The 19447-nt window shown below is 70.9% G+C and carries 19 protein-coding genes, 1 tRNA gene and 1 pseudogene; 13 read left to right on the top strand and 8 right to left on the bottom strand.

Annotation, left to right across the window (positions count from 1 at the left end; translation table 11 throughout):
- Positions 1-4 precede the first annotated feature (4 nt).
- The 4 genes from gyrA to ACIBP6_RS30775 all read left to right on the top strand — a co-directional run bounded on the left by gyrA (position 5) and on the right by ACIBP6_RS30775 (position 5039).
- A complete protein-coding gene (gene gyrA, locus ACIBP6_RS30790) occupies positions 5-2503 on the top strand; it encodes a DNA gyrase subunit A (protein ID WP_397057366.1) in 2499 nt (832 codons plus the stop codon).
- Positions 2504-2506: 3 nt separating this feature from the next.
- Positions 2507-3262 carry a DUF3566 domain-containing protein gene (locus ACIBP6_RS30785; RefSeq protein WP_397057365.1) on the top strand — a complete coding sequence of 252 codons (756 nt, stop codon included), beginning with the start codon at positions 2507-2509 and terminating at the stop codon, positions 3260-3262.
- Between the two features lie 129 nt (positions 3263-3391).
- Positions 3392-3468: transfer RNA gene (locus ACIBP6_RS30780), tRNA-Ile, on the top strand.
- 1160 nt (positions 3469-4628) lie between these two features.
- Positions 4629-5039, top strand: coding sequence for an ester cyclase (locus ACIBP6_RS30775; RefSeq protein WP_397057364.1), 411 nt, complete (start codon positions 4629-4631; stop codon positions 5037-5039).
- 6 nt (positions 5040-5045) lie between these two features.
- Here the strand turns inward: ACIBP6_RS30775 and ACIBP6_RS30770 are convergent, their stop codons facing one another.
- Positions 5046-5444: a MerR family transcriptional regulator gene (locus ACIBP6_RS30770; RefSeq protein WP_397057363.1), complete on the bottom strand. Its 399-nt coding sequence runs from the start codon at positions 5442-5444 to the stop codon at positions 5046-5048.
- A 50-nt stretch (positions 5445-5494) separates the two neighbouring features.
- Between ACIBP6_RS30770 and ACIBP6_RS30765 the strand changes: the two genes are divergently transcribed.
- Positions 5495-6382, top strand: a complete 888-nt coding sequence (locus ACIBP6_RS30765; RefSeq protein WP_397057362.1) for an NAD(P)-dependent oxidoreductase — start codon at positions 5495-5497, stop codon at positions 6380-6382.
- A gap of 4 nt (positions 6383-6386) precedes the next feature.
- Here ACIBP6_RS30765 and ACIBP6_RS30760 read toward each other — a convergent pair whose 3' ends face one another.
- A complete protein-coding gene (locus ACIBP6_RS30760; RefSeq protein ID WP_397057361.1) occupies positions 6387-7130 on the bottom strand; it encodes an SDR family NAD(P)-dependent oxidoreductase in 744 nt (247 codons plus the stop codon).
- 255 nt (positions 7131-7385) lie between these two features.
- Between ACIBP6_RS30760 and ACIBP6_RS30755 the strand changes: the two genes are divergently transcribed.
- Entirely contained in the window at positions 7386-8135 is a 750-nt protein-coding gene (locus tag ACIBP6_RS30755; protein WP_397057360.1) for an SDR family NAD(P)-dependent oxidoreductase, read from the top strand.
- 64 nt (positions 8136-8199) lie between these two features.
- On the top strand, positions 8200-8877 hold the full coding sequence (locus ACIBP6_RS30750) for a hemerythrin domain-containing protein (RefSeq protein ID WP_397057359.1): 678 nt from the start codon (positions 8200-8202) through the stop codon (positions 8875-8877).
- Here ACIBP6_RS30750 and ACIBP6_RS30745 read toward each other — a convergent pair.
- Positions 8795-9136 (bottom strand): annotated as a pseudogene (locus ACIBP6_RS30745) (SDR family oxidoreductase); the annotation flags it as partial. The gene ACIBP6_RS30750 and the pseudogene ACIBP6_RS30745 sit on opposite strands and share 83 nt — an antisense overlap.
- A 13-nt stretch (positions 9137-9149) precedes the next feature.
- Complete coding sequence (locus ACIBP6_RS30740; RefSeq protein ID WP_397057951.1) at positions 9150-9290, bottom strand: hypothetical protein; 141 nt, start codon at positions 9288-9290, stop codon at positions 9150-9152.
- A 360-nt stretch (positions 9291-9650) separates the two neighbouring features.
- Here ACIBP6_RS30740 and ACIBP6_RS30735 point away from each other — a divergent pair, with 360 nt between their 5' ends.
- Complete coding sequence (locus tag ACIBP6_RS30735) at positions 9651-10157, top strand: ATP-binding protein (RefSeq protein WP_397057358.1); 507 nt, start codon at positions 9651-9653, stop codon at positions 10155-10157.
- Positions 10158-10379: 222 nt separating this feature from the next.
- Here ACIBP6_RS30735 and ACIBP6_RS30730 read toward each other — a convergent pair whose 3' ends face one another.
- Both ACIBP6_RS30730 and ACIBP6_RS30725 read right to left on the bottom strand, forming a co-directional pair.
- Positions 10380-10841 carry a GbsR/MarR family transcriptional regulator gene (locus tag ACIBP6_RS30730; protein WP_397057357.1) on the bottom strand — a complete coding sequence of 154 codons (462 nt, stop codon included), beginning with the start codon at positions 10839-10841 and terminating at the stop codon, positions 10380-10382.
- Between the two features lie 9 nt (positions 10842-10850).
- Positions 10851-11480: an FMN-binding negative transcriptional regulator gene (locus ACIBP6_RS30725; protein ID WP_397057356.1), complete on the bottom strand. Its 630-nt coding sequence runs from the start codon at positions 11478-11480 to the stop codon at positions 10851-10853.
- Between the two features lie 34 nt (positions 11481-11514).
- Here ACIBP6_RS30725 and ACIBP6_RS30720 point away from each other — a divergent pair, with 34 nt between their 5' ends.
- The 3 genes from ACIBP6_RS30720 (at position 11515) to ACIBP6_RS30710 (ending at position 14210) form a co-directional block, all read left to right on the top strand.
- Positions 11515-12843 (top strand): aminotransferase class I/II-fold pyridoxal phosphate-dependent enzyme, encoded by a 1329-nt coding sequence (locus ACIBP6_RS30720; RefSeq protein WP_397057355.1) that lies wholly within the window; start codon positions 11515-11517, stop codon positions 12841-12843.
- Positions 12844-12868: 25 nt separating this feature from the next.
- Complete coding sequence (locus ACIBP6_RS30715) at positions 12869-13588, top strand: hypothetical protein (protein ID WP_397057354.1); 720 nt, start codon at positions 12869-12871, stop codon at positions 13586-13588.
- 103 nt (positions 13589-13691) lie between these two features.
- Complete coding sequence (locus ACIBP6_RS30710) at positions 13692-14210, top strand: universal stress protein (RefSeq protein WP_111177599.1); 519 nt, start codon at positions 13692-13694, stop codon at positions 14208-14210.
- Here the strand turns inward: ACIBP6_RS30710 and pdxR are convergent.
- Complete coding sequence (gene pdxR, locus ACIBP6_RS30705) at positions 14166-15566, bottom strand: MocR-like pyridoxine biosynthesis transcription factor PdxR (protein WP_397057353.1); 1401 nt, start codon at positions 15564-15566, stop codon at positions 14166-14168. The two genes, ACIBP6_RS30710 and pdxR, sit on opposite strands and share 45 nt — an antisense overlap.
- 67 nt (positions 15567-15633) lie before the next feature.
- On the opposite strand from pdxR, the gene ACIBP6_RS30700 reads away from it, so the two are divergent.
- Together ACIBP6_RS30700 and ACIBP6_RS30695 are read left to right on the top strand one after the other, a co-directional pair.
- On the top strand, positions 15634-16083 hold the full coding sequence (locus ACIBP6_RS30700; protein ID WP_397057352.1) for a carboxymuconolactone decarboxylase family protein: 450 nt from the start codon (positions 15634-15636) through the stop codon (positions 16081-16083).
- Positions 16080-17249: an MFS transporter gene (locus ACIBP6_RS30695; protein ID WP_397057351.1), complete on the top strand. Its 1170-nt coding sequence runs from the start codon at positions 16080-16082 to the stop codon at positions 17247-17249. Before ACIBP6_RS30700 ends, ACIBP6_RS30695 begins: the two co-directional genes overlap by 4 nt.
- On the opposite strand, the gene ACIBP6_RS30690 is transcribed toward ACIBP6_RS30695, so the two are convergent.
- Positions 17232-19445: a heavy metal translocating P-type ATPase gene (locus ACIBP6_RS30690; RefSeq protein ID WP_397057350.1), complete on the bottom strand. Its 2214-nt coding sequence runs from the start codon at positions 19443-19445 to the stop codon at positions 17232-17234. The genes ACIBP6_RS30695 and ACIBP6_RS30690 overlap by 18 nt on opposite strands.
- Positions 19446-19447: the final 2 nt, after the last annotated feature.

Below are 19447 nucleotides of genomic sequence, written 5' to 3'. Positions count from 1 at the left end.
ACCTGTGACGGACGTGAACACCACTCCCCCGGCTGACCGCATCGAGCCGGTGGACATCCAGTCCGAGATGCAGCGCAGTTACATGGACTACGCGATGTCCGTCATCGTGTCCAGAGCGCTGCCCGACGTACGCGACGGGCTCAAGCCGGTGCACCGGCGGGTGCTCTACGCGATGTACGACGGTGGCTACCGTCCCGACCGCGGCTACTTCAAGTGCGCCCGCGTCGTCGGCGACGTGATGGGCACCTACCACCCGCACGGCGACACCTCGATCTACGACGCGCTGGTCCGCCTGGCGCAGTCGTGGTCGCTGAGATATCCGCTGGTCGACGGCCAGGGCAACTTCGGCTCGCCGGGCAACGACCCGGCGGCGGCGATGCGGTACACCGAGTGCAAGCTCGCGCCCATCGCCATGGAGATGCTGCGCGACATCGACAAGGAGACCGTCGACTTCCGTCCCAACTACGACGGAAAGTCGCAGGAGCCCGACGTCCTGCCTGCGCGGTTCCCGCAGCTCCTGGTCAACGGCTCGGGCGGCATCGCCGTCGGCATGGCCACCAACATCCCGCCGCACAACCTGCGCGAGGTCGGGGCGGCGGTCAAGTGGGCGCTGGAAAACCCCGAGGCCACCGACGAGGAGCTGCTCGAAGCCTCGATCAAGCTGGTCAAGGGCCCCGACTTCCCCACCAAGGCGCTCATCGTGGGCCGGCGGGGCATCGAGGACGCCTACCGCACCGGCCGCGGCTCGATCACCATGCGCGCCGTGGTCGAGGTCGAGGAGGACAAGGGGCGGCAGGCGCTGGTCGTCACCGAGCTGCCGTACCAGGTCAACCCCGACAACCTGGCGCTGAAGATCGCCGAGCTGGTCCGCGAGGGCAAGCTGTCCGGCATCGCCGACGTACGCGACGAGAGCTCCTCACGCGTCGGGCAGCGGCTGGTGATCGTGCTCAAGCGCGACGCGGTCGCCAAGGTCGTGCTGAACAACCTGTACAAGCACACCCAGCTCCAGGACACCTTCGGCGCCAACATGCTGGCGCTGGTCGACGGCGTGCCGCGTACGCTGCGGCTCGACCAGTTCATCCGGCACTACGTGGCGCACCAGATCGAGGTCATCGTCCGCAGGACGCGTTACCTGCTGCGCAAGGCCGAAGAGCGTGCCCACATCCTGCAAGGCCTGCTGAAGGCCCTCAGCCGGCTCGACGAGGTCATCGCCCTGATCCGGGCCTCCGAGTCCGCCTCGCACGCCCAGCAGGGCCTCATGACGCTGCTGGAGATCGACGAGGTCCAGGCGCAGGCCATCCTCGACATGCAGCTGCGCAAGCTGGCTGCCCTGGAGCGGCAGGCCATCCAGGACGAGTACGACTCGCTGATGACGCAGATCGCCGAGTACAACTCGATCCTGGCCAGTGAGAGCCGCCAGCGCGAGATCGTCAACGACGAGCTGGCCGAGATCGTCGCCCGCTACGGCGACGAGCGGAAGACCGAGGTCATCGCCTACGACGGCGACATGTCGATCGAAGACCTCATCGCCGAGGAAGAGATCGTCGTCACGATCACCCGCGGCGGCTACGCCAAGCGCACCAAGACCGACCTCTACCGCGCCCAGAAGCGCGGCGGCAAGGGCGTCAGGGGCGCGCAGCTGCGCCAGGACGACATCGTCGACCACTTCTTCGTCACCACGACGCATCACTGGCTGTTGTTCTTCACGAACAAGGGACGGGTATACCGGGTTAAGGCGTACGAACTGCCCGATGCCGGTCGTGACGCACGAGGCATGCATCTGGCGAACCTTCTCGCCATGCAGCCCGACGAAACAGTCATGGAAGTTCTCGATCTACGCGACTACACGGTCGCGCCGTATCTCGTTCTCGCCACCCGCAGCGGGCTGGTGAAGAAGACGCGCCTGGCCGAATACGACTCCCCCAGGTCCGGCGGTCTCATCGCCATCAACCTGCGGGAGGACGACGAGGTCATCGGCGCGCGCCTGGTCTCCGAGTCCGACGATCTGCTGCTCGTCTCCAAGGGCGCGCAGGCGATCCGGTTCACCGCCTCCGACGATGCGCTGCGGCCGATGGGCCGGGCGACCAGCGGTGTCATCGGCATGAGGTTCCTCGACGGTGACGAACTTCTCGCCATGAACAGGATCGCTGACGGTCAAGACGTGCTTATCGCCACTAAGGCTGGGTACGCGAAACGGACGCCGGTGGAGCAGTATCCAGTTCAAGGACGTGGCGGTAGAGGCGTGCTTACTGCGAAAATCGTTTCTTCCCGTGGCAAGCTGGTCGGAGCCGTCATGGTCAACCCAGAGGACGAGGTCTTCGCGATCACGTCCGCCGGCGGGGTGATCCGGACGAGTGCCGGTGAGATCAAGCAGTCCGGCCGCCAGACCATGGGAGTGCGATTGATGAACCTCGCCGAAGGCGACAGCGTGGTGGCCCTCGCCCGGAACGCGGAGTCCATCGAGGCTCCGGTGGACAACGAGGAAGACGGGGGAGGAGAGTAACCCATGAGCGCCCAGGGTGGCTCCGCCAGGACGAAGGCTTCCGGCGCTTCCGGTAACGGGAAGCAGCCGCAGAAGCCCGCGGAAACCGAGATGTTCGACGCGGTCGACGACGGCAAGGGCACCAAGCCCGCACAGGGCAGGCCGGCCGGACCCCAGGAGGACGGCAAGCGGCCCATGCCGCCGAACCAGCCGCAGCAGGGAGCCCCCCAGCAAGCGGCCCCCCAGCAGGGGCCGCCGCAGGGGGCGCCGCAGGGCCCGTCCTCCGGGCCCCAGCGTGACGGCAACGATACGGTGCGCATGCGTCCGTCGCTGGCCACCGAGGCCCCGCCGGCCATCGAGCTGCCGAAGAAGAAGTCGTCCGGCGGCGGGGGCAGCCGGCTCCCCCGCAAGGCCCATCTGGTCCTGCGCCGCGTCGAGCCATGGTCGGCCATGAAGTTCAGCTTCGTGGTCTCCCTGGTCTGTTTCGTGGTGCTGTTCGTGGCGGTCGCCGTCCTGTACGGCGTGCTGTCGGCCCTGGGCGTGTTCGACTCGGTCGTCGACCTGGTCAACCAGCTCGGTCAGGGTGAGGGCGGCCAGAACTCCATCCCGATCGACATCGCCTCGTGGTTCGAGCCGGTGCGCATCCTCGGCTACACGGCGCTGATCGGCGCGGTGAACGTCGTGCTGATCACCGCACTGGCCACGCTGGGCGCGGTCATCTACAACATCGCCTCCGACCTGGTCGGCGGCGTCGAGGTGACCTTCAGCGAGGCGGAGTAGGCCCGGCCGCTCGCGCCGTACGAGATGGCGGTACGGCGCGAGCAGCCCGCCGGAGGCGGTAAGCTTTTCCTCGTCCGAACAACCGGTTCGCCTCAAAGGGGCGGATGCGATAACGTTCGGGGTGCGTGCGGGGCTATAGCTCAGACGGTTAGAGCGCTTCCCTGATAAGGAAGAGGTCCCAGGTTCAAGTCCTGGTAGCCCCACCAGCAGGTCCAAGGCCAGATTCCCTCGGAACTGGCCTTTTTTCATGCCCGTACGGCAGCGAAGTGCCGCAGGCGGCGGCAACGAGCATCGGCGCGACCTGCAAATTCCCTGACGCGCTGACGGCGATCCTGGACGTTCGCCGGAACTCCTGACCACTGGGGGCGAGGCAGGTCGCGCGGTTTTCCGCCCGGTCAACGTCTCATGGTGTGGGCGGAGCCAGTTGTTCGGCCAGCCGCTCCAGGCCACCCTTGATGAGCCGCGCGTACTCGTCGTCGCCAAGTGCCCCATCGTGGCCTGCGCCTGCTGGAGGTGCTCGCGGGCGCGGCCGAGATCGCCCAGCTTGCGATAGCACTCGCTCAAGTTGAGGTGCAACGACGGATACACGCCGGCCGCCGAAAGCGTCACTCCCGCTTGGGCCACCCGCTCATCGCTGATCAGATCGACGGCGGCGAGCGCTCGCAGATCCCAGATCAGTTCCTCGTTCACGTCCGGCGGCAGGACACTGATCAAGATCAACGATCAACTGCCGATGCATGACGACCCAGGATGAGTCCTTGTCCACCACGCGCCCGGCGACCCGGCCCGCGGCCTGCAGCTCGTGCGACCGTGGACCGAGGTTCCCCTCTGGATTCCGGACGTGCCGGAGACCGCCGGTTCTGGGCCGTGTCCGGTGCTTCGGCGAAGGCCGCAGGACTGCGCACCCGCCCGTTCGGTGACTCCGTTTGGGACACGTGGGGGTGGTTGCGGTCAGGCGGTGAGGTCGAGGGGCCGCGCCCGGCGCCCCGCCGTTCGGCCTCGCCGGCGAGAAGGAGCAGCAGGTGCTGGCCGCGTGGGATTCCGCCGGTGTCCTCCAGAGGCGGCGGGCAGGTGGGTCAGGGTGGGCCGGCTGAAGGTGGTCGTGTTCGACGCGAGGGGCGTCCTGTACCGGGACGGCGACGCCCGGGATGTGCACGGTGCTCTTTCGGAGCGATGACACCGACACTCATCCGGGGCCGTCGCCTCCGGCGAGTGCCGGGTCGGAGTTGGTTTCGGCGATCAGAAGTATGTACCCGAGCGGGCGTCTGCGCAGGCAGAGGAGGCGCGCGATGTTTGACACTGATGTCAACAAGGGTGTGTCGCCGAGTAGGATGAGGGCTCCACGGGGGTTCAAGGGAGGTCCGAGATGGTGGCGCGGTCCGGTATCGACGTGGTGCACGAGTTCTGGGCGCGGGTCTGGCAGGCGCAGGACTACGACGCCATCGAGGAACTCGTCGCCGAGGACTTCGTCCTCATCTCGGGAGGGGAACGCATCGAGTCCCGTGCCGCCTTCAAGGAGTGGGCCAAGGGATTCGGCGCCGGGTTCCGCGACCTGACGTTCGAGGTGGTGGAGTCGTTCGAGAACCACGACGGCTCCCGCGTCTGCTCCCTGTGGCGGCTCACCGGCCGCAACAACGGCGCCTTCGGCACCGAGCCCGACGGGCAGCCCGTCGAGATGACCGGCACGGCCGTCTGGGCCGTCCGCGACGACGGCAAGCTCGTGTCCAACCGGGTCGAGCGCAACGCCTTCGAGGTCTACCAGAAGCTCATCCGCTGAGCCCGTTCACCGCGGGTCGTCGGGATGGGAGCGGCGTTCGGTGGCGGCGATGAAGTCGTGCAGGGTCCGGCGGGTGCGGGTGAGCGTGTCGATGTGCTCGTCCAGGCCCCGCAGACGGGTTCGGAGGGCGGTCAGCAGCTCTGGGCAGGGCTCGAGGTCGGGGGCCGTGCCGGTGGCGCACGGCAGCAGGAAGCGGATCTCCTCGGTGGAGAGCCCGGCTTCGAGCAGCCGCCTGATCTGCGTCACGGTCAGGATGTCGTCGTCGGCGTACTCGCGGTAGCCGCTGGCGGCGCGGCGTGGTTCGAGCAGGCCCTGAGCCTCGTAATAGCGCAGCTGGTGGGTGTGGACGCCGGTCCGCCGGCTCAGTTCGCCGATGAGCATGCCCTGCTTCCGCTTGACCTTCATACCGGTGTGAACGTTGACGATGCTGCCATCACATCCCTGAGGAGGGCACGATGAGCAATCTCGACGCCGGACCCGTGACGGTCATCGGACTCGGGCTGATGGGGCAGGCGCTGGCGGGGGCGTTCCTGCGCGACGGGCGTCCCACGACCGTGTGGAACCGTACGGCGGGAAAGGGCGAAGCGCTGGTCGCTCAGGGGGCGCGGCTCGCCGGCTCGGTCGGTGAGGCGGTCGCGGCCGCTCCGCTCGTGGTCGTCTGCGTCTCCGACCACGACGCCGTGCACGGCCTGCTGGAGCCGCTGGGCGACGTCCTGGACGGGCGGGTGCTGGTGAACCTGAGCTCGGGCACGTCGCAGGCGGCCCGCGAGACGGCCGGGCAGGTCGCGAAGCGGGGCGGCACGTACCTCGCCGGGGCGATCATGGCCGTGCCCGCGACCATCGGCACGGCGGACGCCACCATCGTCTACAGCGGCCCCCGAGCGGCCTTCGACCAGCATGAGCCCGCCCTGAGGTGCCTCGCGGGCGGCACGGCGTACCTCGGCGCCGACCACGGCCTGGCGGCGCTGCACGAGGTGGCCGTGCTGAGCCTGATGTGGAACATCCTGAACGGGTTCCTGCACGGCGCCGCCCTGCTCGGCGCGGCGGGGGTGAACGCCTCGGCGTTCGTCCCGCTCGCCAAGGAGGGCGTCTCCACCGTGGGCGCCTGGCTGGAGGGGTACGCCCGGCAGATCGACGAGGGGGCGTACCCGGCGCTCGATTCGACGATCGACACCCACCTGGCCGCGATGGAGCACGTCGTCGCGGAGAGCGAGACCCTCGGGGTCGACGCCGAGCTGCCGCGGTTCGTCAAGGCGCTGGCCGAGCGGGCCGTGGCGGGCGGGCGCGGGGGCGACGGCTACGCGGCGATGATCGAGTGGTTCCGTACGCCCGCCTCGGCCTGAAGGGTCAGTCGAGGCCGAGGGCCATGAACCCGCCGTCCACGGGGAGGGTGACGCCGGTGATGTAGGCGGCGCGGGGCGAGGCGAGGAAGACGATCGCCTCGGCGATCTCGCGGGCGCTGCCGAGGCGGCTCAGCGGGACCCGCGCTCCCATCTTGGCGAACTCCTCCTCGCCGATCCCGGCGACCACGTTCTCGGTGTACGTGTGGCCGGGGGCGACGGCGTTGACCCGGATGCCGCTGCGCCCGAACTCCACAGCCCACGTGCGGGTGAAGGAGTCGACGGCGGCCTTGGAGGCGCCGTACACGGATGTGGTGACCATGCCGCTCAGGCCGGCGATGCTGGAGACGTTGACGACGGCCCCGCCGCCCCTGGCCGCCATCCCCCGCAGGACGGACTGCGTGAGGAAGTACGTGCCGCGCACGTTGGTGTCGAGCATCAGGGTGAAGGTGTCGAGGCTCTGGTCGAGGGTGGCCGCGAAGGGGAAGGCGCCGGCGTTGTTCACCAGCACGTCGACGTCGCCCGCCGCGTCGGCGAGGTGGCGTACCGACTCCAGGTCGCTGAGGTCGGCGGCGACGAACGCGGCCTTGCCGCCGGCGGACTCGATGGCGGTGACGGTGTCCGCGCCCTTGGCGGTGTCGCGGCCGGAGACGATCACGTACGCGCCCTGCTCGGCGAGCAGGAGCGCGGTCTCGCGGCCGATGCCGGACGTGCTGCCTGTGACGAGCGCGGTCTGGCCGTGGAACTGCATGGCAGAACACCCCTCTCAGGGGCTTGTTTCACAATAAATGGCGATTTATCGACATAACTGGCCGATGCGCCGGACGCTTCCGGCCTGGCCATCACGCCGTCTTATGCCCACGACAGGCCCTTTCCTGCCTGGTGCCGTACCAAAAGCGTGGTCTTTTCTATGGCGGTCATAAGGCGGCGCTATGGAAAGGCCGGAAGTTCCCTCAGCGGGCGCGGCTTACATCCCTCGACACCGATCATCGAGAGGGAGACGACAATGGCGGAAAACGAGCTGTCGGGAACGGGCGCCCTGGTCACCGGGGCCACGAAGGGCATCGGGCGGGAGACGGCGCACGTGCTGGCCCGGCTCGGCGCGCGCGTGGTGCTGTCGGGCCGGGACCAGCAGCAGGGCAAGCAGATCGTCGAGGACATCCGCGCGCAGGGCGGCCAGGCCGACTTCGTGGCGGCGACGCTGCGCGACGAGCCCTCGGCACGCGCCCTCGGGCGGACCGCGACCGAGCTCCTCGGCAAGGTGGACGTGCTGGTGAACAGCGCCGGCATCTACCCGTTCGCGCCGACGGTCGAGATGACCCAGCAGGACTTCCACGACGTCTACGCCATCAACGTCATGGCGCCCTTCTTCCTGGTGGCCGAGCTGGCCCCCGGGATGGCCGAGCGTGGCAGGGGCTCCATCGTCAACGTGACGACGATGGTGGCGGAGTACGGCCACGCGGGCTACAGCCTGTACGGCTCCAGCAAGGCCGCGGTCGCGCAGCTGACGAAGGCGTGGGCGGCGGAGTTCGGGCCGAGCGGGGTGCGGGTCAACGCCGTGAGCCCCGGGCCGACGCGTACCGAGGGCACCGCCCCCATGGGCGACGCCCTGGTCGCCCTGGCGAGCACCCTGCCCGCCGGGCGTCCGGCGGCGCCGCAGGAGATCGCCGAGGCGATCGCCTTCCTGGCCTCGCCGCGGGCGAGCTTCATCCACGGCACGACGCTGCACGTCGACGGCGGTCGCTGGGCCATCTGACCCCCTTTCCAGGGCCGCCGCGATCCGCGGCGGCCCTCCCCCTTTCCGCACCCTAGGAGAATGAATGACCCTGCCCTTGGCCGACGCCAGTGACATGTTCGTCGTGCACACCATGTTCCGCCGCGAGTTCGGCTCCGTGCCGGGGCTGGTGCGCGGCGTGGCGGCGGGCGACGAACGGAGGGCCGAGGTGGTCGCCGGCCACGTCGCCCTGATCAACGGCGTGCTGCACCACCACCACGCGGGAGAGGACGCGCACGTGTGGCCCCGCCTGCTGGAGCGGGTGCCGGAGAAGCTGAAGCCGCTCGTCGCCGTCATGGAGGAGCAGCACGAGGCCATCCACAAGAGCAGTCGGCAGCTGGGCGACGCGCTGGAGGCCTGGCGCGCCACCGCGTCGGCGCAGGCGCGGGACGCTCTGGCCGAGACCGTCGAGCAGCTCCTGCCCGCGCTCACCGAGCACCTGGCGCTGGAGGAGGAGCACGTCGTGCCGCTGATCGAGCAGTACGTCACCGCCGAGGAGTACCGCCGGCTGACGGAGGAAGGCAGTGCCGACACTCCGCCGGACCAGCTACCGACGATCTTCGGCATGCTCATGTACGAGGGCGAGCCCCAGGCCATCGACCGAATCGTCAGCGAGATGCCGCCCGAGATCCAGCCGGTGATCAAGGACCTGGCGGCGAAGGCGTACGCCGCGTACGCCGCGGAGTTGTACGGCACGGCCACGCCGCCGCGCGTGACGGGCTGACCCGACCCTCGAAGAGCGCATCGCCCGGAGCGGGCGCTGCGCTCTCTCGCGGCCAGTTCACGCTCTGGCCGCCGTCGACCATGATGGCCTGCCCGGTGACGTATGAGGCCAGGTCCGACAGGAGGAAAAGGACGACGTTCGCGACCTCCTCCGGCTCCCCCAGCCGCCCGAGCGGGATCTTCTCGCCGTGCGGGTGGTACTCGGTCCCGTCGGGGTTCCTGGTGAGGCCCGGCCGGGTAAGGGGCGTGCGGATGGCGGTGGGATTGACGGTGTCAGCGGCTGACGACCTGGTCGACGACGCTCTTCGCGCCGGCCACCTTGGCGCCTTCTCTCGCGAACAGAATCGCGCTGACCCGGCCGATTCCGGACGTGCCGCCGGTGACCAGCGCCACCTTTCCGTCCAGCAGTCCCATGACTGACTCCCCCTGGAGTTCACATATTCGATTCGGTTTACCACGGCGCCGGAAAACGCGACCGAGCAGCTACAGCGCACTAATGCCCAGGACGGATTCCGTCGTCGCCATAGGCCGCTTCGATGGCCGGCATAACCGCGACGTTTCGCGGTTTTTCGGTGAGCTCGCGGCGCGCGGGTGCTCGACAGTGTGCCGACGACGAAGAGACAGATGATGGCCGCCGGGGCGGCCGCTTGGAGCCGATCGGCGACGCCGGCTGCCAGAACCTGCGGTCCCGCGGCAAGGGCATGGCGTTCAGGATCCAGTAGTGTTTCCCGCTGGAACGGACGTCGGAAGCCCGCTCTTGCTGGACGTGGTGACGTGATCATCTGGCTGAACGGAACCTTCGGCGCGGGCAAGACCAGCACCGCCAGGGAGCTCCTGCCGATCGTGCCTGAGGCCCGCTACTTCGACCCCGAGCAGGTCGGCTACCTGTTGCGGACGGTTTCTGAGCTGCCCCGGGTCGGCGACTTCCAGGACTGGCCGCCGTGGCGCGGCCTCGTCGTGGAGACCGCCGTGCGGTTGCTCGACTACGTGGGCGGTGTGCTGGTGATGCCGCAGACCGTGCTCGTGGAGGAGTACTGGCGGGAGATCAGCGGCGGGCTGGAGAAGGCCGGGATCCCCGTCCGGCACTTCGTGCTCCACGCCGACCACGACACCCTGGTGCGGCGGATCAAGGGCGACGAGGAGTCCATCCGGGAATGGCGATTGGGGCATCTCGCGGCGTACCAGGAGGCCTTCCCGTGGCTCAGCCGGGAGGGGCAGGTCGTGGACACAGGCCGGATGTCGCCGGGTGAGGTGGCGGGGGTTGTCGCGGCTTTCTGCTGAGTGTTCGTCCACAGGTTGGGTGTTCCCGAATACGTGTTCTGTGGAGGGCGTTCCTGAGGGGTGCGACACCGTGGTTCACCGTGGTCGCCGCGGTGCTGGTAAAGGGCTGTTGAGCTGGGGAAACGCCTCCGAGTACGGAGGGCTGGACCTTGCTTGGCGAGGGGTTGGCGGAGAGGGCGCGGCCGACCTGCGCGAAGGAGGGTTGTCCACAGATTGCCGTGGTTATCCACAGACTGTGGGTGACGTGTCGTCAAGCCTGCGATTCAGTGCGGCGATGGAGCTCCTGGCCGAGCGGATGCGGGCCGTCTGCGCCTCGTCGGCCCAGCCCAGCCGCAGCCCCTCGGCCGCCAGCCGGTCGAACGCCGTGAACGCGGCCAGCTTCTGCTCGATGATCCGGCTCCAGGCGTCGTCCTCGATCCGGTAGTACACCGTACGGTCGCCGGGCTTGCGCACCCGGCCGACCACCCGGGCGGACGTCAGCAGCCGCAGGCTCGTGGTGAGCGAGGCCCGGCTCGCCCCGACGGCCCCGGCGATCTCGGCGGCCGTCTGCTCCGGCGGGTCGCAGGCCATCAGCCAGGCCAGGACGCGGCCGGTGACCGGAGTGAGCCCCCACTCCCCTGAGACGAACGCCGCCACCCGCTCGACCCAGTCGAGCACCTTCGTCAGGTCAGGACCGTCCCGCATGCGGCCAGACTAACCCGCACCGCTTCCGGCTTCCCTGCTGCGCTGCCGCTGCAGGACCGCCGCGTCGCCCGGCAGCCCGCGCTCGGCGAGCCCCGCGGCCACCCGCGTGCGAAGCGCGGCCGGCTTGTGGTCGTCGTACTTGAACTTGGCCCGCACGTCCACGACCTCCAGTCGCAGGCCGCGGATCGCCGACAGATTCTTGTGGTACGGGCCCGCGTCGGCGGCGACCTCGCCGTGGTCGGCGTCCGGCTGGTGGTGGGCGAGCTGGCGGCGCAGGATGTCCGCCTTGCCTTCCCGGTCGTCCACGATGTGCGCCCGGCAGACGAGCTGAACCGCCGCGTAGTAGCTGGTCGGCACCCCGGTCTCCGGGGAGTCTGAGCGCCAGCCGGTGGGGATGTAGGCGTACTCGTCGTGCACGCTCACCACCGCCGCCGGATTGGCCTCCAGCGCCGCCCAGATCGGGTTCGGCCTGGCCAGGTGGAGCACGACCTCGTCGCCGTCGTACCGGAAGTGCGTCGGCACCACCACCGGGGCGCCCCCGTCCACGCCGTTGGCGGCGAGTTGCCCGAAGTCGCGCGTACGCAGCCAGCTCCGCCATTCGTCGTCGTCGCGGGCGGCATCCCAAGGATGGATGAGCACATTTGCCTCTTTGTATTAGTACATAATGAGATTTGTGCTAGAAAATTACACGATCGCCGGTGGGACGGCCAGTGAGATCGCGGCCGGTCTCGAGGTCGCCGTGTCCGAGGGACGCCTCGCGCCGGGCGTGCTCCTGCCGCCGGTGCGCGAGATCGCCGCGCGAGCCGGGGTCAGCGCGGGCACGGCCGCGGCGGCGTACCGGCTGCTGCGTGAGCGCGGCGTCGTGGAGACGGCCGGGCGGCGCGGCACCCGCGTCAGGCCCCGGCCGGCCAGCACGTTGCGGGAGGAGATCCGCATCGAGGCGCCACCGGGCGTGCGTGACCTGGCCACCGGCAACCCCGATCCCGCGCTGCTCCCTCCCCTGCACGAGGCGCTGGCGGCCGCGGCCCGCGCGCACGAGGAACGTCCCGCCATGTACGGCACCGGCGACGACGAGGAACTCCTCGTACTGGCCGGGGAACGCCTGCGGGCGGACGGTGTCCCCGAAGGGCCGCTGGCGATCACGTCGGGCACCCTCGACGCGGTGGAGCGCGTGCTCGCCGCCCACCTGCGACCGGGCGACCCGATCGCCGTCGAGGACCCCGGCTGGACGGCGCTGCTCGACCTCGTCACCGTGCTCGGGCTGCGTCCGGTGCCGATGCGGCTCGACGACGACGGCCCGCTCCCGGGCGAGCTCGCCCGAGCCCTGCGCGCGGGTGCGCGGGCGGTCGTCATCACGGCGCGCGCCCAGAACCCCACCGGCGCGGCCGTCACCGCAGCCCGCGCCGCCGAGCTGCGAGCGGCTCTGGCGGCTTACCCCGAGGTGCTGCTGATCGAGGACGACCACGGCTCCGGGTTCGTGGACCTCCCCCTGCACCCGCTGGCCGGCTCGGCGAACCGGTGGATCCTCATCCGGTCCACGGCCAAGGCGTTCGGACCCGACCTGCGGCTCGCCCTGATCACCGGCGACCCGGTCACGCTGGGCCGGCTGCGCGGGCGGCAGCGGCTGGCCGCGGGCTGGGTCAGCCACCTGCTGCAGCGCGCCGTCGCCCATCTCTGGCGTACGGACGCGGTGGACACCGCGGCGGTCGCGGCGGCGTACGGCAGCCGGCGGGACGGCCTGGTCGAGGCGCTCGCCGGGCACGGCGTGCGCGCGCACGGCCGCAGCGGGCTGAACGTGTGGATCCCCGTCACCGACGAGATCACCGCGATCACCCGGCTGCTCCCCCGCGGCTGGGCCTGCGCGCCCGGCGCCCGCAACCGGATCGGCTCGCCGCCCGGTCTGCGCGTGACCGTCTCGTCCCTGCGCCCCGAGGAGATCGAGCCGCTCGCGGCCGACCTGGCCGCCGCACTGCTCCCGGCCGCAGAGGGCCGTTACGGCTGACGCGAAAAGCGGCATAATCCCGCTGATGCCGAAATTTCAGGACCTGGCGGAGTATGCGGCGATAATCGCGCCCGTCATCGGCGCGGCCCACGTCAACGTGCACGCGGCGGCGGCCCGGGCGGTCGCCGACCTGGCCGAGGCGTCGGACGTGACCCCCGGCCTCCTGTCGGACCTGCGCTTCACACTCCCCCGGCGCCCGCTCTCCCGCCGCGACCTGGCCACGATCTACCGGTACGGCGACCCGGCCGACCACGCGGCCGGCGTCGAGGAGCACCTGCGCGAGGGGACCCTGGCCGAGGACGCCGACGGCACGCTGCGGCTCGCGGGCCGGGGTCTCGCGTTCGTCCGCCGGCTCTACGAGCTGCACGGGGAGGCGGCCGCGCGCGTCTGGGCGGGCAACGACCTGCCGGGCCTGGCCGCGCTGGCCGGCCGGGTGCTCGACGGGGCCAGGCGGCTGCCGGGCGGCGCGCTGGAGCTGGTCGCGCCGCCGTACGAGCCGGACGGGGCGGGGCCTGGGCTGCTGCTGTTCAACCGGCTCTCCGCGCTGCGCTACCACCGGGCCGACGCCCACGCCGCGGCCTGGCGGGCGGCGGGCCTGTCGGCGGCCGAGATCGTCGGCCTGCCGGACGGGCGGCTGCGCGCCGAGATCGAGACGGAGACCAACGGGGTGGCCGGAGCGCCGTACGGACTCCTGTCGGACGCCGAGCGCGAGACGCTCTACGAAGGCCTGCTGAGACTCGTCTAGAAGTGATGACCCCGCTGCGTGGGGGACTTCGGAGTTCCCAAAGTGCCACCTCCCGGTAACAGGCCAGGAGGCGCACTATGGTCGTACTTCAACAGGAGGCACCGTGGAACAGGATCTGCCCGGCGGTGCGCGGCTGGTCGTCGGAGTCGACGAGTCACCGGCCGCGCGCTGGGCGCTGGCCTGGGCCATCGGGGCGGCCAGGCTGCACCGGATGGCCATCGTGGCCGTGCACGTCAGCCGCGCGCCTGTCCACCCCTTCCCTGAGGCGTTGCCCGTCCAGCACGCCATCCGGGCGGGGGAGGAGGCGCGCTGCGCCGAGGTGATCGAGGGCGTGTTCGAGGACGTCGCGGGCGGGATTCCCGACGACGTGACGACCGTCGTCGTCGCCCGGGTCGGCGACCCCGGCTACCACCTCGTCGATCTGGCGCGCGAAGGCGATCTGCTGGTGCTGGGCCGGGGGAGACGCGGGCTGTTCAGCCGCATCTTCCTGCCCTCGACCAGCATGTACTGCGCGCGGCACGCGCGTACGACCGTCGTCATCGTCAAGCAGCCGACACCGCCCGACGACCCGGAGATGTCAGAAGCGCGCGGCCGGCGGTTCTGGACCCGCCGACATCCGTGACCTGAGCAGGCGCAGCCCTTCCGGGATGGCGTCGCGGCCGATCACGCCGTAGCCGAGCACCACTCCGCGCTGCGCGGGTTCCTCCCCGCAGTTGCTCTCCAGTGACTCGAACATGAGCACGCCGGGCGCCGGACGTACGGACACATCAGGCGCGAGGCGGGCGCAGAGGTGCAGGCCCGCCGCGGACGGCACCGGCTCCAGGCGATCGTCGGCGGCCAGTGCCTCGGCGATCAGGGCGTGGCGGGCGGCGTACTCGCGGGTGGCTTTTCTGATGTGCCTGGCCAGCAGGCCCTCGTCGATGAAGCGGGCCAGGGCCGCCTGCGTGGGCAGCTCGTTGTGCCAGTCGGAGAGCAGCTTGGCCGTGCGCAGGGCGGGGACGAGCGAGGCGGGCGCGACCAGGAAGCCGATCCTGAGCATGGGCAGCAGCGTCTTGGAGAACGAACCGACGTAGATGACGCGGCCGGCGCGGTCGAGGCTCTGGAGGGGTTCGAGCGGGCGCGCGCCGAAGCGGAACTCGCTGTCGTAGTCGTCCTCGATCACCACCGCGCGGCGGCGCTCCGCCCAGGCCAGCAGGGCCGCACGGCGGGCGAGCGACATGGGGGTGCCCAGCGGGAACTGGTGGGAGGGCGTGACGTACACGATGCGCGCCGAACGCGGGATGGCCGCGACGTCGATGCCCTCGGCGTCCACCGGGACGCCCACCACCCGCGCGCCGAGCGAGCGGAACAACATCCGGGCCGGGGGATAGCCGGGCTCCTCGACCGCCACGACGGCACCCGGCTCGATCAGGACGCGGCCGATGAGGTCGAGCGCCTGCTGCGCGCCGTTGGTGACGAGCACGTCGTCGGGACCGGCGAGCACCGAGCGGCTGAGGCCGATGTGCCGGGAGATCGCCTCGCGCAGCGGCCCGTAGCCGGACGGGGAACCGTAGGCCGAGAAGCCCGCCCGCAGCTCGCGGCCCATCAGCCGGCGCCAGGTGTCCATCGGGAACAGCCGCGCGTCGGGGACGCCGACGCGGAAGTCGTACCGGGCGGCGGGCATGGCGCGCTCGGTCTCGACGCCGTGCCAGAACGCGCGCGGCAGCACCACGCCCCTCGGGGCGGCGCGACCCCTGACCGGCTCGGCCGCCACGAACGTGCCCGCACCCGCCCGCCCCACCAGGAACCCGTCGGCGACCAGCCGGTCGTAGGCGAGCGCGACGGTGTTCCTGGAGATCTCCAGCCGGCGGGCCAGCTCCCTGGTCGGCGGGAGGCGCTCGCCCGAGCGGAGGCGGCCGTCGAGGATGGCGTCGAGCAGCTGCCGGTAGACCTGTGCGGTCAGGTCGGCGCGGCCTTCGAGGCTGATGTGCACGTCCATCTTGGCCCAATCGGTTTGCTGGAAATTGGAGCTTATCGCGGGACAAGTAGCGGTTCACGATGGACTCATGACCGAAAGAATGGACCTGCATGCGCTGGCCGCCCCCGCGTACCGCGCGCTGGCCGGGGTGGACGCGTACGTCAGGCACACTCCGCTTCCCCCGTCCCTGCTCCACCTGGTGAACCTGCGTGCCAGCCAGATCAACGGCTGCGTCTACTGCGTGGACCTGCACAGCTCGGACGCCAAGAGGGCGGGGGAGAGCGACGCCCGGCTGCACGCGGTCGCGGTCTGGCGCGAGGCGCCGTTCTTCGACGGGCGCGAGCGTGCCGCGCTGGCCTTCACCGAGGCCGCGACCAGGCTCTCCACCGGTGACATCACCGACGAGGTGTGGCAGGAGACGGCGGACCACTTCACGCAGGAGGAACTGGCCGCGCTCGTGATGGCCGTGGCCGCCATCAACGCCTGGAACCGGATCGGGGTGGCGATACGGACGACGCCGGAGTCGTACAAATCATGAAATTTCGGCGGATCCTGGTGCATGCGCAGCTTGCCGGGTCCATCGGTGACGGCGTCTTCCTCGTCACGTCCGCGTTCTACTTCGCCAGGATCGTCGGGTTATCGGCCACCGAGATCGGGCTCGGTCTCACCGTGGGCTGGGCCGTCGGCTCGGTGGCCGGCGTGCCGCTCGGGCACCTCGCCGACCGGCGCGGGCCGCGCGGTGTGGCCGTCATGCTCGCGCTGGCCACCGCCGCGGCGGTCGCCTGCTTCCTCGTCGTCCGCTCGTTCCCGCTGTTCGTCCTCGCGACCAGCCTGTACGGCACCGCGCAGACCGGCCTGTCGGCCGCGCGCCAGGCGCTGCTCGCCGCCCTGGTCGAGCCCGCGGAACGCACGGTCGTCCGGGCCGTGCTGCAGGCCACGCTCAACGGCGGCCTGGCCGTCGGCGCCGCGCTGGGCGGGATCGCGCTCCACCTCGACACCCCGGCCGCGTACCTGATTCTCTTCGCCCTGGACGCCCTGACCTTCCTGCTCACCGCGGGTCTGCTGCTCGCTCTGCCCGCCGTGCCGCCCGCGCCCGTCTCGCCCGGGCCGCGGCTCGCGGTGCTCAGGGACCGGCCGTACGCGCTGGTCACGCTGATCAACGCGGTGATGCTGTTCTACATGCCGCTGCTCAGCCTGGTGGTGCCGCTGTGGATCGCCACCCGTACCAGCGCGCCGTCCTGGATGGTCTCCGTGCTGCTGCTCGTCAACACCGGCAGCGTGCTGCTCTTCCAGGTGCGCGTCGCCCGGCGGATCAAGGGGCTGCGGGACGCCTCGGCGGCGGTCCGGCTGGCGGGGCTGGTGATGTTCGCGGCCTGCGCGGTGTTCGCGCTCAGCCCGTACGGATGGATGTTCCTGCTCGTCGGCGTGGTGCTGCAGGTCGCGGCGGAGATGCTGCTGGCCTCGGGGTCGTGGGAGATCAGCTTCACGCTCGCCCCCGACGACCGGCAGGGGCAGTACCAGGGGTTCTTCGGCACCGGCGTGGCCGTGGCCCGGATGCTCGGGCCCGTCGTGCTGACCACGCTCGTGATCGGCGGCGGCACCCTGGGGTGGCTGGTGACCGGCGCCGTGTTCGTGGCGGCCGGCGCCGCGATGGCGCCGGCCGTCAGATGGACCCTGCTGCGGACGTCACCTGAACCCGCGTAGCCGCAGGCTGTTGCTGACCACGAACACGCTGGAGAACGCCATCGCCGCCCCCGCGATCATCGGGTTGAGCAGGCCCAGCGCGGCCAGCGGCAGCGCGGCCACGTTGTAGGCGAACGCCCAGAACAGGTTGCCCTTGATGACCTTGAGCGTCCGGCGCGCGAGCCTGATCGCGTCGGGCGCCACCTTCAGGTCACCCCGCACGAGCGTGAGGTCGGAGGCCTCGATCGCCGCGTCGGTGCCGGTGCCCATCGCGAGGCCCAGGTCGGCCTGGGCCAGCGCGGCGGCGTCGTTGACCCCGTCGCCCACCATGGCCACCACCTTGCCCTCGGACTGCAGCCGCTTGACCACGTCGACCTTGTCGGCGGGCAGCACCTCGGCGATCACCTCGTCGATGCCCACCTCGGCCGCCACGCTCCTGGCCACGGCCTCGTTGTCACCGGTGAGCAGCACCGGGGACAGGCCCAGCGCCTTGAGCTGCTCGATCGCCTCCTTGCTGGTCGGCTTGACCACGTCGGCCACGACCAGCACCGCGCGGGCCCGGCCGTCCCAGCCGACCGCGACCGCCGTACGGCCCTCGGCCTGCTCGTCGGCGAGCGCGCGTTCCAGGTCGGCGGGCAGGTGCTGGGACCACTCCGCCAGCAGCCTGGGCCGGCCGACCAGGACCGCATGACCGTCCACGACGCCCTGCACGCCGAGGCCCTCGACGTTGGCGAAGTCCTCGACGGCGGCGTCCGACTGAGCCGCCCGGGCGATGGCCTGGGCGATGGGGTGCTCCGAGGCGTGCTCCAGCGCGCCGGCCAGCCGCAGCACCTCCTCACGGCTCTCGCCCTCGGCCACGTGCACGGCGGTGAGGGTCATCCTGCCCTCGGTGACCGTGCCCGTCTTGTCCAGGACGACCGTGTTGATCCTGCGTGTCGACTCCAGCACCTCGGGGCCCTTGATCAGGATGCCGAGCTGGGCGCCCCGGCCGGTGCCGACCAGCAGCGCCGTCGGCGTGGCCAGGCCGAGCGCGCACGGGCAGGCGATGATCAGCACCGCCACCGCCGCGGTGAACGCCGCCGTCGCTCCCTCGCCCGTACCGAGCCAGTAGCCCAGTGTTCCCACGGCGAGCGCGATCACGATGGGGACGAAGACGCCGGAGATGCGGTCGGCGAGCCGCTGCACCTGCGCCTTGCCCGTCTGGGCCTCCTCCACGAGCCGCGCCATCTGCGCGAGCTGAGTGTCGGCCCCCACCCGGGTCACCCGGACGACCAGCCGGCCGCCCGCGTTCACCGTCGCCCCGGTCACCCCGTCGCCCGGCTTGACCTCGACCGGCACGGATTCGCCGGTCAGCATCGAGGCGTCCACCGCCGAGGAGCCCTCCTCGACCACGCCGTCAGCGGCGATCTTCTCCCCGGGGCGCACCACGAACCGGTCGCCGACCTTCAACTGCTCGACCGGCACGCGCCGCCCGTCGGCGAGCTCGACGTCCTTGGCGCCCAGCTCCATCAGCGCCCGCAGCGCCGCGCCGGCCCGCCGCTTGGAGCGGGCCTCGAAGTAGCGCCCGGCCAGGATGAACGCCGTCACCGCCGCGGCCGTCTCCAGATAGATCGCGTCGGCCCCGGCGCCGCGCTCGATCGTGAACGCGAACGGGTGCGTCATGCCCGGCATGCCCGCCTCGCCGAAGAACAGCGCCCACACCGACCAGCCGAGCGCGGCCAGCGTGCCGAGCGAGATCAGCGTGTCCATGGTGGCGGCGCCGTGGCGCAGATTCGTCCACGCCGCCTTGTGGAACGGCCAGCCCGCGTACGCCACCACCGGCGCCGCCAGCGTCAGCGACAACCACTGCCAGTACGTGAACTGCAGCGGCGGGATCATCGCCATCGCCACCACCGGCACGGACAGCACCACCGAGGTGATCAGCCGCCGGCGCAGCGAGCGCAGCTCGTCGGGCGGCTCTTCGGCCTGCGGCGGCGCCGGCAGCGCGGCCGTGTAGCCGGCCTTCTCCACCTCGCTGATCAGGTCCTGCGGGTCGACGTCCGAGGGGAAGGTGACCTTCGCCTTCTCCGTCGCGTAGTTGACCGACGCGGTCACGCCGTCGAGCTTGTTGAGCTTGCGTTCGATGCGGTTGGCGCAGGACGCGCAGGTCATGCCGCCGATGGTGAGCTCGACGGCCCTTTCCCCGGACTCGGTGCCGGTCTCGGTGAGGGAAGTCATGA

This window comes from Nonomuraea terrae, assembly GCF_044465245.1.
Taxonomy (GTDB): Bacteria; Actinomycetota; Actinomycetes; order Streptosporangiales; family Streptosporangiaceae; genus Nonomuraea; species Nonomuraea terrae.
Note: the sequence above shows the minus strand (reverse complement) of the source record. Positions and strands in the feature narration are given on the sequence as shown.